Genomic DNA, 14,753 nt, shown 5'->3' with positions numbered 1-14,753 from the left:
GAAAGCAGAATAATATGGGAACTTTTTATACCCCACAGGGCATCCCCGTGCCTGATCACAGCGAGGATGCAGTGATACCCGTGCATCTATCAGAAGCCTTCGGGGTCACCGACCACCTGATTCGCTCTAAGGCTGGTGGGGCCTTAGAAGCCTCTGCATATGCTGCCGAGGCCGCTTCGCGCCTGGACAGCAAAATGGCGTCTCTTACATCTCAGATGGCCTCTAGCGAGGCTTCTATCGCTGAGGCGATTGCGGGGCTTGCCGCTAAAGTGGAGGCCGCCACTGCCACTGATGCAGCGGTAGCCACTGACAAGACCGTTGCTGTGCTGGTCGATGACCGGGCCACAGAGACCTCAGCTGCGCTTTCCCGGAACTTTGTTCAGGATGGCGATGGGGTATGGCGGGCCGATAAAAACGGTTTTGAGAAGATACCCACCCCTTCCAGCAACGCCGCCGCTGACGCAGCCCGCGCACGGCGCAATACACTGCTTTGGATTAACTTGCGAAATAAGGTAATCCAGGCAGGTGGCGGCGTCATCGAATTCGGCTCAGGGGTCTACGAATTTGAATCCATGCCCTTTGATGCTGATATTCCCGGCGTAGTACCGGCGAAAATCAACGAGCTGAATGTGACAGTGCAGGGCACAGCTGGGTACGGAACCGCCATTCGGCTGACCGGCACCTTCTATGGCGGCGCGGCGGTGCCTATCGGCCGCAAAGCCTATGGCGAAGGCTCCGTCCGCAACGTGACCATCAGAGATATTTCTCTGCTGCATAATGCCAAGTGGGGCTACCCCGACCGTGCCCCCTTCCAGGGTGTGCGCGTGGAGATGGCAGCGGCGATTATCTTTGAGAATGTCCGTATTGCCGGTTTCGGGCGAGGTGGTTTCTACGCCGAAAACATGTGGGACTCACGGCTTCACAATGTGGAGATCATGTACTGCGGCACTGCCAATAAGACAGGGGCTCCCAACGATGAAGCCCCCTACAATTCCTATGCAGCAGAGTTCGTAGGCACCGGGGTTGGGTCGACCAACGCCGTGCATGTCGATGCTTTGCGTATTGAGCAGGCTCCTCTTATGCTCAAGGTCGGCCCGCAGGCTCGGCTTCTTGATTTCTCTGATTGTAAATTTGAGCACGGGCACCACGACTTGACGCTGAATCAGACAGCCTCTCTCTCACCTATCCAGCTAGATGGCGCCCTGGAGGTTTCTTTCACGGGCTGTAAATTTACTGCTTCTCAGACTGTGACCCAGCAAGGCGGCACCCCTAAGCCCTTTGTGCGGTCTCTGCCGGTGATGGCCGAATCCTTCACAAAATTTGGGTATCGCTCCTCTGTGAAATTCTCAGCCTGCCACTTCTTTGCCAATTCCCAGACTGACCAGAACTGGTTTGCCGGAGATGACACGGTCTTTACGGCCTGCGATTTCTCCCGCGCACGGGGCCAGAACCATCCCTTCCGGCTGGGTAATTTCAATACTTTTGACGGTTGCACTATCTCCACCATGAACTCATACCAGCGGTTTTTCACCATCGAGGGTAAGGGCAATCGGATTAAGAATTGCACCCTGCGCCCTGGTGAGGGTGAGCCGGTGAACGCAATCTTCGAATGGGGCGTTGCCGCTAGCGAGAATGATATTTCTGGTGTCTCGGTGGTTTCTACCGTGGCCCCGAAGGCTTGGGTCTCTGGTGCCTCTAATGATGGTATCGGGTCAAATCGGGTGAATCTTGCCTCTCGGCGTGTGGTGCAGACCCATGCTGGTGGCGGGTCGGACTCGGTTTTTGGCGCTGAAGTTGTGGCTCTGCCAGAGGTGGCAGACACCAATTGGACCGGCTTCAATCACGGCTGGGATGGGCAGAGAATCCTGGTGATTTCTCGGGCGGCTAATACCCGGTTGCAGCAGGGGGCGCGGTTGAAAAATCGTGGAGGCGCTTCGCTGACGCTTGGCGCTGGCGAGTCGGTTTCTTACACGCACTTTGATGGTGCTTGGTATCAGAATTAGGAGCTGTTTATGGCTGTTTTTGAGGAAGTCACAGGGCGTTTTATCGCCCCTGACGGTTCCCCTCTTTCTGGGTCGGTGGTGTTTACCCCGGCCTTTTCTTTTGCCCGGGACGCAGAGGCGGTGACGCTGCCTGCGCCGGTGACAGTACAGCTGGACACCGAGGGCCGGGTGACTGCGTCCTTACAGGTGCCTGACGAGTCCACCCAGCCGACCACCTGGACGTGGCAGGCCTGCCCGCGCCTACGTCACGCTGGCGGCGCTGTGGGGCTGGAGCCTTTTATTTTCGAGCTGGTGGCCGGGCACCCGGTGAATCTGGCTGAGGTGCTCCCGGTGCCTGACCCCGTGACCGGGGAGTTTGTGACCCGGGGTGAGACCGGCGCTGACGGCGTTGGCCTGGCCGCTATCACCACCGAGGGCGGCGAGCTAATCTTCACCCTCACTGATGGCTCCGAGTCGCGCATCCCCGCGCCCCAAGGCGTGCCGGGCACTGGCGTTGCTGGGATATCCCTGGAGGGTGACGAGCTGGTCTTTGCCTTGACTGACGGCTCTGAGACCCGTCTGCCAGCACCCGTGGGGGCTGACGGCCAAGATGGCGATGACGGGCAGGACGGCGTGGGCATCTCCACCATCACCTTAGAGGACGGCGAGCTGGTCATAGCTCTTACTGATGGGGCTGTGACTAGGCTTCCCGCTCCGAAGGGCGACCCCGGAAAGGACGGCACATCCCCGCCTGCACCGACCCTACGTGTAGAGCAGGTGCAGACCCTTCCACCTGGGTCTACCGCTACCGCCCATATCGGCGGTGAAGCCCCTGACTACACCCTCACTCTTGGCGTCCCGCAGGGTGAGGCTGGTCAGAAGGGCGATAGCGTGGCTGGCCCTCCCGGCCCCAAGGGTGAACCGGGGAACCCCTCCGCCCTGGTGCTGGTGGGCGTGGGGCGCCCTGATACACCCTCGACCCTTTCCCCTGAGAATCAGACCGCTGTGGCTAGCGCCCCGGTGGGGGCTACTTTCACCTCTACTGATGGCGCTGGCACCGGGGCGTGGGCCTGGGTGAAAACCCCAGGCGGCTGGCAGGTCACCTACGCAGATACTGGGTGGCGAGATATAACAGCGACTGCGGTTTCTACCGAAACCGCACAGCCGGGCGGTGCAATTCTGGTGCACCGTACCGGCCAGGTGGTTACCATTCAGCTAAAGCGCCTGGCCCCCCCTCGCCATAGATGGCGTCCCGGTGGTAGAGACTGAGTGGCTTGCCCTCGGTTTTAGAAATCAGCACCCTGTAGCTGGGCTTCTGCATGATATAGGACGCGGTGAGTCAAGAGCTGGCTTTGCCGCAAGGCTCGCTTCCTCAAGGTGGTGGAAGTACACCAGGCCTCTGAAAATTAATGGAACCACTGCCACTGATGGTAATGGGGCCCTATGCTTTACAACTTCCGACCCCTGGCCTGCGACGCTACCGGGCTCCCCGGCGTAGGAAGGAGAAATCGACATGCTTGCTTTTAATCGGCTTTGGCTCATGCTTTCTGAGCCCCGCGTCGTCACCGCCTTCTTCCTGACTATCTACGCGGTTTTCCTGATTCAGGGTGTGCAGGGGCTAATGGTACCCCCGCACCCACACGACGAGCAGGTCCAGACATGGACTCGCCTGCTGGTCAATGGGTCGCTGGTCGCTGGTGGCCTGGTAGGGGTGGCATCTACCCCGAGGGGGCTGTGGCAGTTCGAGAGGGCCGCCATCCTCTTTGTGATGGTGGCTTCTGCGGTTCAGCTCTTCTGGACTCTCTTTGACCCAGACCCGGGCGTGCGCTGGGTTAGCCTTTGGCGCTCTGTGACTATCCTGCTTTTCCTTGGTGCGCGCTATTACACGATTCGGTGGGCTCGCGCCGACCCTGGCAAATAAGAAGGTGAGGGATGTGCCCAATGATTTCCTACCCTTCCTCCTAGCCTTCTTCGGCGCCGGTGGTGCAGGGACCATGCTGGTGAAAAGTTTTCTCGATTGGCGCTCTGGCAAGGTCGCTGCTGAGAAGGAGGAAAACCGTGCCGCTCTGCGTGTGGCCCAGCAGGCTGAGTACCGTGCAGAGTGCGAGGCGCATAACCGGCGGGCTATGGTCGAGTACGCCGCTGAGCTGCGCCGTATCATGCGTGAGCATGGCATCGACCCACCCCCGCACCCGGTGATTCAGACCTGCTTCGAACCCCCGAAGCCTGAGACCCCCTAACTCTGGGGGTCTTTTCTTTACCCAAAAACAGTGCCCCCGCACCACCAAGGTTCGGGGGCTTACTCATTTAATGAAAGGAAAGGCCAATGCCTTTTATCACTGACCTGGCTGACAAGCTCCGCTCCTACACCGCGCCGGATGGCTCCAAGCTCAGCATCGTAGAAACTGCTGGGTGGAAGACTCGCGGTTATGCCGGGCAGGGTATGGCGAGCGTGGATGGTGTGGTCTGGCATCATACTGCTACCCCAGAATCTGCCTTCGTGCGCTCGAATGCCCCGACCTTGAATATTCTTATCAACGGTCATTCTTTTCTGCCTGGTCCGCTTTCTCAGCTGGGTCTGGGTCGAGATGGCACCGTATATGTTGTGGCAGCTGGTCTGTGTAATCACGCTGGTACCGGTAGCGTCTCCGGAGCCTACCGCAACGTTGGCAATTCGTATTTCATCGGCATTGAGATGGAATCCTCTGGCATCCGGGATGACTGGACCGCGGCTCAGCGTCGCGTCATGCCTCACCTGGGTGCTGCCCTAGAGCGTGGCTACGGCAAGGGCAAGGACTTCATCCAGATTGGCCATAAGGAGTATTCTGACCAGGGCAAGATTGACCCGGCGTACATCGATATGAACACCCTGCGCCAGTCCATCAATGATCTGCTCTACGGCGGCAAGACCAACGTAGCCCCCGCCGCGCAGAACGCTGCCCCCGTCCCGGCCCAGCAGACCGCCGTGGGCAATAACCTCAACGCCCCGCACTGGACTGTGCGCGCCGGGGATACCCTGGCTAGGATTGCACGCTACTACTTCGGCTCATCGACCGCCGCCGATATCAAGAAGCTCGCCGACTACAACAGCATCAAGGACCCCAATCGCTTGGCCGTGGGTCAGCGTATCTTTATCCCCGGCCCCCTGGTCTGGACTGTAGAGGCTGGCGACTCTTGGGAGAAGATTGCTACTTACTACGGCTACAGTGTGCAGGCGGTCAAGGATCGCAATCCCGGGAAGTCTCTCACCCCGGGTACTGTGCTGGTGCTGTGGAAGGCCGGGGAACGCTGATGGCTGGCCCGACTTTTTCCCGCGATGTAGGTGAGCTGCCCGGTGTGGACGCTGCTACCCCTGCCCCGGTGGCTGAGGCTAGTGACGCGGTGGCCGAGCTGATTACCGCCAGGGCCCGCCGCTGGGTCTACGCGATCTACGCGCTAGGCTCGGTGGTGCTTGGGGCTATCCAGGTCGGCTACAGCGCTGGAGGCTATACCCACCCGGTCTGGCTGGCGGTCTTAACCGCGGTCTGGGTCTTCCTGGGTGGCCCACAGGGCCTGCTTGCCCTGCTCAAAACCCCGCCAGAGTAAACAGAATGCCCCCGACCCTTAGCTGGGCCGGGGGCGCTTTTTCTATGCCTGCAAGCGGGAAACCACCGCACCACCCCGACACCAGGGGGCTCCAGCTCAAGCCATGCTGGTTGAAGGAATTTTTGAAAGCAGTAGATGACCACTAGATGACTTACCGCTTTTTCACTTGATAATAAAAATATCCCCCACTTGTTTTACCAAGTGAGGGATACATTGAGCGCCCCAGGAGGGAGTCGAACCCCCGACCAAGAGATTAGAAGGCTCCCGCTCTCATCTGGAGGCTATATACTCACCTCGTAGAGGGACGAGCGCTGGCCGCGGCGGAGTACTCGGCGGGTTGCCGGGTCGAAGAAGACCAGCCAGAAGGCATAGGCCACGCTGAGCACAGCCGCAATGAGGCGGCCCATGTTCTGATCAAAGTTATCGAGATAGGGCGAGACGGCAAGCTGATCTGAGACCCCGTACATGACAAAGAACAGGGTTGTCAGGAAATAGAAATCTAGCTGCCAGTCGGTACGCACACCTGCCACCACAAACAGCGGGATGAACCAGAGCAGATACCAAGACTGCAACATGGGTGAAAAAACCACAACCATAGCTAGGGCCAGGCCGGTGCGGCGGATGAGGTTTTCGTCCTTTCCCACAAACATGACGACTACGGCCAGCAGCATGCCGGCTAGTTTCCCCAGAGAGAAGAAGGTATCGCGCACCGAATTCGCCAGGGCATTATCACCGGTGATAGACACCAGGATTTGGTTGATTTGTAGCCCCAGGAAGCCAATGGGGGTGAACCAGATGTACTGGCCGCCGGTGGTAGCTAGGGCTCCAATCCATCCAAAGCCCAGGTCGGTTACAGCTCCGAGCACCCAGAGCTCCGCCATGGAGATAGCCAGTGTCATAGCCCAGAAAATAAAGCGGCGGGGCCAGCTGGCTCCCCTACCGGCCCAGAACAGCCCGATAAAAGGTAGGGCGACCAGGGCAATGGGCTTGACAGCTACGGCTGCGGTCACCAGGGTAATTCCCAGTAGGCCGCCCATCGTATCGCGCCGGGCTGCCGCGTGGTATACACCTGCCAGTACCAGGCCGGTCATCAGGGCATCGTTATGGGAAGAAGTGATGAAGGCGGCGATAAAGAGGGGGTTGGCCAGCACTAGCCAGTTAGCGCGTATGCCATTGATGCCGTGGAGTTTCGCCAGCTTGGGCACGTAGTAGGCGATAAGCCCCACCCCGATAAGAGCAACCAGCCTAAAGAGGTAGAGGGCGGTATCTACGGAGTCACCGGCGATTTGGGCTACCCATTTTTCAATAAGCAGGAAGACGGGGCCGTAGGGCGGAGCCGACTCAGACCACATCTGGTCAGCACCGTACTGGAAGAAGTTATTGACAGAAGAAACCCCGTACTCATAGGGGTTAAGCCCTGAGGCCATGACGCGTCCCTGAGCAAAGTAGGAGAAAACGTCACGGCTATAGAGGGGGAAAGCAAAAAGCTGGGGAAGCATCCAGCAGATAATCGCTGCGGTTGCCCAGCGTTTTGCACGCTGATCCCAAACGAGCAGCTTCTGCACCATGCGTAGCCATTCACGGCAGAGCATCATCGACCCCACAACGAGCAGGGCAATACAGGTAATTAACCCGGGTGCTGTGTAGCGCAGCGGGATAATCCAGTCCACGCGGCGGAAAGGTGAGGCGTCTGCGAGCCACCCCACCCCAAAGGATGCAAACATCACCAGCAGAGAACCGATGGTTCCAAAGATGAGGGTTCGCAGGGGGCTACCCGAAACATAGTGAGCTGTCTTGGGGTTATACCGGTGCACCGGGATGCTGTCGGTGTGGGTTTGCGCTGTTCTGGGGCTCATGGTCCTCCTGGCCGAGCAAATGAGTACACCTGATTTTACCCGCCGGCTGAGTGGCACAGGCAGGTCTTAGACCTTCTGCTCTCTGAAAATCTGCTGTGGGTTAGGCCCCTAAAGGGGTAGATTGGTTCTGTGTCTATTTCAAATGAACGTATTGTATGGATTGATTGTGAGATGACCGGCCTCTCTCTAGAGAAGGACGCCCTGATTGAGGTCGCCGCGCTGGTGACCGACGGGGATCTCAATATTTTGGGTGACGGCGTGGACGTCGTCATTAAGCCCGAACCAGAGGCGCTTGAGCAGATGGATGATTTTGTGCGCAACATGCACACAGTCTCTGGTCTACTGGATGACCTGGATCGGGGCATCACTATGGCTGAGGCCCAGCAGCTGGTGCTGGATTATGTGAAGCAGTGGGTCCCCGAGCCGCGCAAGGCTGTGTTGGGTGGTAATTCTGTGGGCACCGATAAGACTTTTTTGGTGCGCGATATGCCCGAGCTCGTAGACTACCTGCACTACCGCGTGATTGATGTGTCTACCATCAAGGAGCTTTCCCGCCGCTGGTTTGAGAAGGCCACCTATAATGCCCCGGCGAAGACCGGCAACCACCGGGCACTGGGCGATATCCAGGATTCCATTGACGAGCTGCGCTACTACCGCGGCACGGTTTTTGTGCCCTCCCCCGGGCCCGATAGCGCAACCGCCCAGAAGGTTGCCCAGGAGGTTGCGGCAACCCGCCAGCAGATTAATCCTGCGTAGGAGTTCAGGCGGTGCGGACGCTGCCCGTTGCCTGGTAGCGTCCGCCCGGCCCCCAGCCCCAAAAGTTCGTGAGCACAGTCACCCCATATAACCTCATTTTCGATTTGCGGGGAATCAAAACTGTGTGTAAGCTAGTATCCGTTGCCAAAACAAGCCGGTGAAAGAAACGGTAGTTTTTGTAAACATGGTGGTCGTAGCTCAGTTGGCAGAGCGCCTGGTTGTGGTCCAGGAGGTCGCGGGTTCAACCCCCGTCGATCACCCCGAGTAGAAGGGTCGCTACGGTTTTTATCGTAGCGGCCCTTTTTGTTCACCCCGTGTGAGAGGTTATGTCATGACTGTTTTGCCCATTGTTATTCACGGTAACCCGGTTTTGCACCGCCCGGCTGCCCCGGTGACGTCCTTTGATGATGAGCTGCGCAAGCTGATCGACGATATGTACGAGACCCAGGAGGTCTCGAACGGTGTGGGCCTGGCTGCCCCCCAGGTGGGTGTGGGCCTGCGCCTGTTCACCTACAAGTTTGAGAATGAGGACGGTGTGCCCCCGCTGGGCGTGGTGGTTAACCCCGTGCTGACTCTGGGTAAGATTTCGACGGCTGATCCTGATCCCTACGATGAGGTTGAGGGCTGCCTGTCCTTCCCCGGTTATTCTTTCCCGCTCAAGCGCGCTGACTGGGTCACGGTCAACGGGTTCGATGGTGAGGGTAACCCGCTGAAGTTTGAGGCGACCGGATGGTTTGCCCGCGTCATGCAGCATGAGACTGACCACTTGGATGGCAAGCTCTACGTGAATCGACTGAACGCCAAGTACACCAAGAAGTACAAGAAAGTTGTTAAAGCTGAGGGCTGGACTGCCGAAGGTAACACCTGGATGCCGGGCGTAGACCCCGACCCCTTTGGTCACGGGGAGTAAAGAACGGGACGCCCGATAAGCCTGGGATGAAGCGCATTTTTCCGAGCGAGGAATCAAAAAATGCGCTGAATCGGTGAGCGCCAGCGAACCGCAGAACCCGGCGTGCGCCGCATAAAACTAAAAGAACGGGACGCCCGATAAGCCGGGTTCTGTACCTACCCGAGGGCAGGCGGCAATCATCCATCTAGACCCGTCGTTGCCGGCGGGTTCAAGCAGCCTACCCGGGCGCTTCACCGCACTGGTTACTAGCGCGCCCTGTTTGGCCTTGCTCCGGGTGGGGTTTACCGAGCTACCGCAGTCGCCTGCGGTACTGGTGAGCTTTTACCTCACCTTTTCACCCTTACCCCGTGGTGGGGCGGTTTGTTTTCTGTGGCACTGGCCTGCAGGTTACCCTGAGTCGACGTTATCGACCACCCTGTGCTGTGGAGCCCGGACTTTCCTCGAAGCGTTTGTGCGCTGCGCGATTGCCTGGGCGTCCCGTTCTGGGGTTCTACTTTACTACACTGGTGGGTATGTTGATTTTGTTTCCGCCGTCTGAGGGTAAGACTCCTGCCACATCTGGCTCCGGGGTTGAGTTGGGTGAGTTGTTGGCTCCTGAGTTGACGGGGGCTCGTGAGGCTGTGGTGGATGAGTTGGTGCGGGTGAGCGGTTTGCCCGATGCTGGGCAGCTGCTGAAGGTGGGTCCGTCCTTGCTGGCTGAGGTTGAGCGGAATACTCGGTTGTGGTCGGAGCCGGCGGCGCCTGCGTCCGAGGTGTATTCGGGGGTTTTGTTTGAGGCTTTTGGGTACGGTTCTTTGGGGGCGGACGCGCGGGCGCGGGCTGATAGGGCTGTTGTGGTGATATCTGCGGCGTGGGGTGCGGTGGGTCTTACCGATATGATTCCGGCCTACCGGCTGTCGATGGGCACGAAGCTGGGTGAGATCGGTGATTTGGCTAAGTTTTGGAAGGGCGAGCTCAAGCACCCCTTGGATGAGTTAGCCGGGGATCAGCTGGTAGTGGATGGCCGCTCTGCGGCCTACGCAAAGGCGTGGACGCCCGCCCCACAGCGCCATCTGCTGGTTCGGGTGGAGAGGGTGGCGGCTGACGGGAGCCGCAAGGTGGTCTCGCATATGGCCAAGCATTACCGAGGCCTGTTGGGCCGCTACCTGGTGCAGGAAAATCTGACCGAGATTGAGGACGCCGGTGAGCTGGCCGAGGCGCTTGCCCCCGGTTTTGAGGTGGAGCTACTCTCCCCCACCGAGAAGAAGCCGGGTACCCTGACTCTTCTGGTGAGGGAGTAGGGCACCTAGCGGGTGGAGGCTAACCCCGCTACCTGCCCGGTGGAGACAGTGAAGTCCCAGGGGTCGGTGTTGAGGGTCGAGACGTAGGTGTCGATAGTAAAGCCTCGCTCCTCCAGTTTTTCGGTGATAAGGCGGGCGGCCCCGTCCATCCAGAGCCATTCGCTGGCGTAGTGGGAGCAGTCGATCAGGGCCGGGGTGTCGCCGCTGATGAGGGCCTGCTCGCGGGCTTCTGAAGCCGGGTGGTGGCGCAGGTCGGCGGTGATGTAGACGTCCGCACCCGATGCGCGGGCATCGCCAAAGAGGGAATCGCCAGCCCCGGTGCAGAGGGCAATTTTTTGAACCTTCTGATCGGGCCGGCCTGCGATGCGCAGGCCACCGGCGGTTGCTGGCAGGAAGTCAGCAATTTTTTCCGCCAGTTCCTTGAGGGTGACAGGGGCAGGCAGACTGCCAACGCGCCCGATGCCGACGCGAACGTCCGCCCCATCAATCTGTACGGTCTCTTCCTCGGCCAGGATCTCGGTGTTGGTGATGCCCAGCTTGCTCATGAAGACCTCGTTGGTGCCGTGCGGGGCCGAGTCTACGTTGGTGTGGGCGCCCAGCAGGCCGCAGCCAGCCTCAATGAGGGTGTGCACGATTTCGCCCTTGTAATCACTATCGGGCAGGAAGGACGCCCCGCGCAGCAGCAGGGGGTGGTGAGTAATGAGCAGGCCCGCGCCTTTTTCTGCGGCCTCGCGGGCAGTTGCCACGGTGGCGTCCACCGCGAAACCAACGGTGGTGACGGGGGCATCAGCGCGCCCGACCACCAGACCAGCAGCGTCCCACTTCTCGGCAAGAGTGGGCGGGAAAATATCGTGGAAGGCCCGGGTTACATCGTTCAGGGTGGGAGTTGAAAGTTCAGTCATGCCCCTATTGTGTCATGAGCGCCGGGGCGGGAATAAGACTGGGGAGCCTACGGTTACCCGAAGTATGCAAAGTTTTGTTGTAGGCGGCGGATGCTTCTGGTGCATCGACGCCGTATATCGTCAGTTTGAAGGAATTACCGCCAGTATCAGCGGCTACACCGGTGGGCACGTTGAGAACCCCACCTACCGCGAAGTCTGTTCGGGTACCACCGGCCACGTCGAGGTCGTCAAGGTGGAGTTTGACGAGACCGTCATTCCCGCCGAAACCGTGCTCGATATCTTCTTCACCTCGCACGATCCCACCAGCTGGGATAGGCAGGGGGCGGACGCCGGCCCCCAGTACCGCTCGGCCCTCTACTACGAGAACGAGGAGCAAAAGGCCCTCTTCGAGGCCGCCATTCAGCGGGCCTCTCAGCTGTGGGACCAGCCCATCGTGACGGTGGTAGAACCCCTGGGCGCCTTCTATGAGGCTGAGGACTACCACCAGAACTACTACGCCCTTAACCCCTACCAGGGGTACTGCATGGCCGTCATCAATCCCAAGCTGGCTAAGGCTAGGCAACATTACGCCAGGTTTCTTAGAAGTTAAGCCCTCCCCCTTTGTTTCGTAAACTAGAGGGCGAACCATTCATCGCTTCCACCTGAAAGGTACACTCGTGTCAAAGATGTACAACAATATCACCGAAGTTGTCGGCCGCACTCCCATCGTCCGCCTCAACCGCCTGGATGCTGATCTGCCCGGCAACGTCGCAGTCAAGCTGGAATTCTACAACCCCGCCAACTCCGTCAAGGACCGCATCGGTGTAGCTATCATCGACGCCGCTGAGAAGTCCGGCGCCCTCAAGCCCGGCGGCACCATCGTTGAAGGTACCTCAGGCAACACCGGTATCGCCCTGGCTATGGTGGGCGCTGCCCGCGGCTACAAGGTCATTCTGACCATGCCCGAAACCATGAGCAACGAGCGTCGCGTCATGCTGCGCGCCTACGGTGCTGAAATCGTGCTGACCCCCGGTTCTGAGGGTATGCGCGGTGCTGTTGAAAAGGCCAAGGAAATCGTAGCCTCCACCGAGAACGCTATTCTGGCCTCCCAGTTCTCCAACGAAGCTAACCCCGAGATTCACTACAACACCACCGGCCCCGAGGTCTGGGAAGCCACCGAAGGCAAGATTGATATCTTCGTAGCTGGCGTTGGCACCGGCGGTACCGTCTCTGGTACCGGCAAGTACCTCAAGGAGCAGAACCCTAACATCAAGGTTATTGCAGTCGAGCCCAAGGACTCCCCCCTGCTGACCGAGGGTAAGGCTGGCCCCCACAAGATCCAGGGCCTGGGCGCTAACTTCGTACCCGATACCCTCGACCGCGACATCTACGACGCCGTCACCGACGTTGCTATCGACGACGCCGTTGCCACCGCCCGTAAGCTGGGTACCGAAGAGGGCATCCTGGGCGGTATCTCCTCCGGTGCAGCCGTCTGGGCTGCCCTGGAAGAAGCTAAGAAGAGCGAGAACGCCGGCAAGCTGATTGTCGCTGTTGTTCCCGACTTCGGTGAGCGCTACATCTCCACCCTGCTCTACGAAGATATCCGCGGCTAAACATTTAGCTCCGTGATAATCTCGGGCACCCCGCTGGTTGGCAGCGGGGTGCCCGCGTGTCTATGTCTGGTGGCATGCGCGGACGCCCGCCCTCAGCTTGACGTAAATATTGTGGGTGAGACGGAATATCGTTCTAGCCGTGACTGTTGTAGAGTTCAGCAAGAGCGCCCGCCGCGCTCCCCTGCCTAGATTGTGAGGAGAACCATGAGTTTCCGAGCGCGCCTGCGTGAAGACTTAGACACCGTCAAAGCACACGACCCCGCAGCCCGCGGTGATGTGGAAATCATGATTAACTACTCGGGTATGCACGCCATCTGGGCTCACAGGCTGGCCCATAAACTGTGGCAGAAGGACTCTACCCGTACATTAGCCCGCACCCTCAGCCAGTTTGCCCGCTTCATGACGGGGGTTGAGATTCACCCCGGTGCCACCATTGGCCGCCGCTTCTTCATCGACCACGGCATGGGGGTGGTGATTGGTGAGACCGCCGAAATCGGTGAGGACGTCATGCTGTATCACGGGGTTACCCTGGGTGGGCGTTCCCTTGAAAAGGGCAAGCGCCACCCCACCATTGGTGACCGGGTAACAATCGGTGCAGGAGCTAAGGTGCTGGGGCCGGTACGCATCGGCGCAGACTCGGCAATCGGAGGCAACTCCGTGGTGGTGCACGACCATCCCGAGGACTCCATCATTACCGGCATCCCTGCCCGCTCGCGTCCGCGCACCCCCGACAACAAAAAACCCCTGGTCGACGCCGTCGAATATGTGGACCCGACCATGTGGATATAATTCACTGGATAAAGTTCACCTCTACGCAGCAAAATGCCCTTTCACATCTATAAAACGGTGAAAGGGCTTTTGATGTGTGCCGGTGCTAACTGCGATGGATAGCTAGACTTGGCGATTTCCTTGTGATCCCCACTTACGAGAAAGGACACGTCGGGACGCTGTACCGTCACTGCGAAATTTGTTATAGGTCTTTAACCACGGTGTTCGCCCGTGATAAACCAAAATCCCGGGATCCTGAACAAAAACCAATTTCCCGCTAGCCCGCGAAAAGAAATCACTATGTTCATAAATCCGAAGCTCTTCGTCCCAGCCCCCGATAGATCGTATTGAATCAGCACGCGCTATAAAAATATTGGGTACTTTGACTCGAACTGGAAGTCCGTATAGATTATGACCAGCTTCATATATTGGGGTATCGGCTCCATGGTATAGAGACAAATGGCTAGGGCCGTGAATATGGGTTTTGAAAGTAGGTACTTCAACCAAGGTAGCGGCCACACCATCAACGTCAGGGTGAGCTTCTAGATAATCGTAGGCCTTTTGCCAGTTGGTGAGCCGTGTGAATACTAAATCATCGTCTGTAATTAAGACATAGGGTGTCGTCACCTTTTCTAGTGCCCTATTGCGACCAACAGATATACCCACATTGAAGGGTAACTGCAGTACTTCAACCTGTGGGTCACGAGTTGACCAGTGCTTCTGTGAATCATCTGCTACCAGGACCTTTCCGGTAAAGGTTGCCTCCCGAATCGACGAAAGCAGACGGTTCATGGCTTTAGGACGTGAAAAAGTCTTGGCGACGATTGTGACGTCTCTGTTGAATTCTGCGCTATAGGGGGCCAGCCCCTTTCCGTTTTGCCGGGCGGCAAACCGCAAGTAGCGGATGAAGTTGTTCACTACGATACCGTAAGCGTAGCGGAGGGGAAGTCCTTGATCGCTATCGAAAAAAGCTACGAGGCGGTCCTTAGATACCGGCATTTTTATCACGGGGGCTCCTTCAATGATGCGGGTGCTGGCTACCAGTGTACCCGGTAATCAATGTGAAAGTTTCAGCTAAATATGGGTGTGCCCCGACTGTGCGAGCAGACGGGGCACCTATGC

General features: G+C 58.5%; 15 protein-coding genes, 1 tRNA gene and 1 other RNA gene. 13 read left to right on the top strand and 4 right to left on the bottom strand.

What is annotated here, in order from left to right; translation table 11 throughout:
• Nucleotides 1-14 precede the first annotated feature (14 nt).
• The 6 genes from L6963_RS02125 to L6963_RS02100 all read left to right on the top strand — a co-directional run bounded on the left by L6963_RS02125 (nucleotide 15) and on the right by L6963_RS02100 (nucleotide 5,567).
• Entirely contained in the window at nucleotides 15-2,003 is a 1,989-nt protein-coding gene (locus L6963_RS02125; RefSeq protein ID WP_237209103.1) for a hypothetical protein, read from the top strand.
• A 9-nt stretch (nucleotides 2,004-2,012) separates the two neighbouring features.
• Nucleotides 2,013-3,251 (top strand): hypothetical protein, encoded by a 1,239-nt coding sequence (locus L6963_RS02120; RefSeq protein ID WP_237206456.1) that lies wholly within the window; start codon nucleotides 2,013-2,015, stop codon nucleotides 3,249-3,251.
• Nucleotides 3,252-3,495: 244 nt separating this feature from the next.
• Nucleotides 3,496-3,903: a hypothetical protein gene (locus L6963_RS02115; RefSeq protein ID WP_237206455.1), complete on the top strand. Its 408-nt coding sequence runs from the start codon at nucleotides 3,496-3,498 to the stop codon at nucleotides 3,901-3,903.
• A 13-nt stretch (nucleotides 3,904-3,916) separates the two neighbouring features.
• Nucleotides 3,917-4,222, top strand: a complete 306-nt coding sequence (locus L6963_RS02110) for a hypothetical protein (RefSeq protein ID WP_237206454.1) — start codon at nucleotides 3,917-3,919, stop codon at nucleotides 4,220-4,222.
• A gap of 86 nt (nucleotides 4,223-4,308) precedes the next feature.
• Nucleotides 4,309-5,274, top strand: a complete 966-nt coding sequence (locus tag L6963_RS02105; RefSeq protein ID WP_237206453.1) for a LysM peptidoglycan-binding domain-containing protein — start codon at nucleotides 4,309-4,311, stop codon at nucleotides 5,272-5,274.
• Entirely contained in the window at nucleotides 5,274-5,567 is a 294-nt protein-coding gene (locus L6963_RS02100) for a hypothetical protein (RefSeq protein WP_237206452.1), read from the top strand. Before L6963_RS02105 ends, L6963_RS02100 begins: the two co-directional genes overlap by 1 nt.
• Nucleotides 5,568-5,848: 281 nt before the next feature.
• On the opposite strand, the gene mptB is transcribed toward L6963_RS02100, so the two are convergent.
• Nucleotides 5,849-7,423, bottom strand: coding sequence for a polyprenol phosphomannose-dependent alpha 1,6 mannosyltransferase MptB (gene mptB, locus L6963_RS02095; RefSeq protein ID WP_237194064.1), 1,575 nt, complete (start codon nucleotides 7,421-7,423; stop codon nucleotides 5,849-5,851).
• A gap of 129 nt (nucleotides 7,424-7,552) precedes the next feature.
• On the opposite strand from mptB, the gene orn reads away from it, so the two are divergent.
• From orn to def, 3 genes are all read left to right on the top strand, one after another.
• Nucleotides 7,553-8,179: an oligoribonuclease gene (gene orn, locus L6963_RS02090; protein WP_237194066.1), complete on the top strand. Its 627-nt coding sequence runs from the start codon at nucleotides 7,553-7,555 to the stop codon at nucleotides 8,177-8,179.
• Nucleotides 8,180-8,366: 187 nt separating this feature from the next.
• Nucleotides 8,367-8,439 (top strand) — tRNA-His (locus L6963_RS02085).
• A 71-nt stretch (nucleotides 8,440-8,510) separates the two neighbouring features.
• Nucleotides 8,511-9,089: a peptide deformylase gene (gene def / locus L6963_RS02080; protein WP_237194068.1), complete on the top strand. Its 579-nt coding sequence runs from the start codon at nucleotides 8,511-8,513 to the stop codon at nucleotides 9,087-9,089.
• A 122-nt stretch (nucleotides 9,090-9,211) separates the two neighbouring features.
• Here the strand turns inward: def and rnpB are convergent.
• Nucleotides 9,212-9,569, bottom strand: an RNA gene (gene rnpB, locus L6963_RS02075) — RNase P RNA component class A.
• Nucleotides 9,570-9,601: 32 nt separating this feature from the next.
• Between rnpB and L6963_RS02070 the strand changes: the two genes are divergently transcribed.
• A complete protein-coding gene (locus L6963_RS02070; RefSeq protein WP_237206451.1) occupies nucleotides 9,602-10,369 on the top strand; it encodes a YaaA family protein in 768 nt (255 codons plus the stop codon).
• A gap of 5 nt (nucleotides 10,370-10,374) precedes the next feature.
• On the opposite strand, the gene L6963_RS02065 is transcribed toward L6963_RS02070, so the two are convergent.
• Nucleotides 10,375-11,271, bottom strand: coding sequence for a Nif3-like dinuclear metal center hexameric protein (locus L6963_RS02065; RefSeq protein WP_237206450.1), 897 nt, complete (start codon nucleotides 11,269-11,271; stop codon nucleotides 10,375-10,377).
• Between the two features lie 64 nt (nucleotides 11,272-11,335).
• Here L6963_RS02065 and msrA point away from each other — a divergent pair, with 64 nt between their 5' ends.
• The 3 genes from msrA (at nucleotide 11,336) to epsC (ending at nucleotide 13,652) form a co-directional block, all read left to right on the top strand.
• Nucleotides 11,336-11,860 (top strand): peptide-methionine (S)-S-oxide reductase MsrA, encoded by a 525-nt coding sequence (gene msrA, locus L6963_RS02060; RefSeq protein ID WP_237206449.1) that lies wholly within the window; start codon nucleotides 11,336-11,338, stop codon nucleotides 11,858-11,860.
• Nucleotides 11,861-11,936: 76 nt separating this feature from the next.
• Nucleotides 11,937-12,863, top strand: coding sequence for a cysteine synthase A (cysK, locus tag L6963_RS02055; RefSeq protein WP_237206651.1), 927 nt, complete (start codon nucleotides 11,937-11,939; stop codon nucleotides 12,861-12,863).
• 204 nt (nucleotides 12,864-13,067) lie between these two features.
• Nucleotides 13,068-13,652: a serine O-acetyltransferase EpsC gene (gene epsC, locus L6963_RS02050; RefSeq protein ID WP_237206448.1), complete on the top strand. Its 585-nt coding sequence runs from the start codon at nucleotides 13,068-13,070 to the stop codon at nucleotides 13,650-13,652.
• 102 nt (nucleotides 13,653-13,754) lie between these two features.
• On the opposite strand, the gene L6963_RS02045 is transcribed toward epsC, so the two are convergent.
• Nucleotides 13,755-14,630, bottom strand: a complete 876-nt coding sequence (locus L6963_RS02045; protein WP_237206650.1) for a glycosyltransferase family 2 protein — start codon at nucleotides 14,628-14,630, stop codon at nucleotides 13,755-13,757.
• Nucleotides 14,631-14,753 lie beyond the last annotated feature (123 nt).

The sequence above is a fragment of the Rothia nasimurium genome (genome assembly GCF_928392795.1).
GTDB lineage: Bacteria > Actinomycetota > Actinomycetes > Actinomycetales > Micrococcaceae > Rothia > Rothia nasimurium_F.
This window is presented reverse-complemented; position numbering and strand designations above follow the sequence as displayed.

What these genes read in the sequence shown, in the direction of transcription:
- L6963_RS02045 (WP_237206650.1), bottom strand. Translation starts at nt 14,630, where the DNA reads ATGCCGGTATCTAAGGACCGCCTCGTAGCTTTTTTCGATAGCGATCAA.
- L6963_RS02100 (WP_237206452.1), top strand. Translation starts at nt 5,274, where the DNA reads ATGGCTGGCCCGACTTTTTCCCGCGATGTAGGTGAGCTGCCCGGTGTG.
- msrA (WP_237206449.1), top strand. Translation starts at nt 11,336, where the DNA reads ATGCAAAGTTTTGTTGTAGGCGGCGGATGCTTCTGGTGCATCGACGCC.
- L6963_RS02120 (WP_237206456.1), top strand. Translation starts at nt 2,013, where the DNA reads ATGGCTGTTTTTGAGGAAGTCACAGGGCGTTTTATCGCCCCTGACGGT.
- epsC (WP_237206448.1), top strand. Translation starts at nt 13,068, where the DNA reads ATGAGTTTCCGAGCGCGCCTGCGTGAAGACTTAGACACCGTCAAAGCA.
- L6963_RS02065 (WP_237206450.1), bottom strand. Translation starts at nt 11,271, where the DNA reads ATGACTGAACTTTCAACTCCCACCCTGAACGATGTAACCCGGGCCTTC.
- mptB (WP_237194064.1), bottom strand. Translation starts at nt 7,423, where the DNA reads ATGAGCCCCAGAACAGCGCAAACCCACACCGACAGCATCCCGGTGCAC.
- def (WP_237194068.1), top strand. Translation starts at nt 8,511, where the DNA reads ATGACTGTTTTGCCCATTGTTATTCACGGTAACCCGGTTTTGCACCGC.
- L6963_RS02115 (WP_237206455.1), top strand. Translation starts at nt 3,496, where the DNA reads ATGCTTGCTTTTAATCGGCTTTGGCTCATGCTTTCTGAGCCCCGCGTC.
- L6963_RS02125 (WP_237209103.1), top strand. Translation starts at nt 15, where the DNA reads ATGGGAACTTTTTATACCCCACAGGGCATCCCCGTGCCTGATCACAGC.
- cysK (WP_237206651.1), top strand. Translation starts at nt 11,937, where the DNA reads ATGTACAACAATATCACCGAAGTTGTCGGCCGCACTCCCATCGTCCGC.
- L6963_RS02105 (WP_237206453.1), top strand. Translation starts at nt 4,309, where the DNA reads ATGCCTTTTATCACTGACCTGGCTGACAAGCTCCGCTCCTACACCGCG.
- L6963_RS02070 (WP_237206451.1), top strand. Translation starts at nt 9,602, where the DNA reads ATGTTGATTTTGTTTCCGCCGTCTGAGGGTAAGACTCCTGCCACATCT.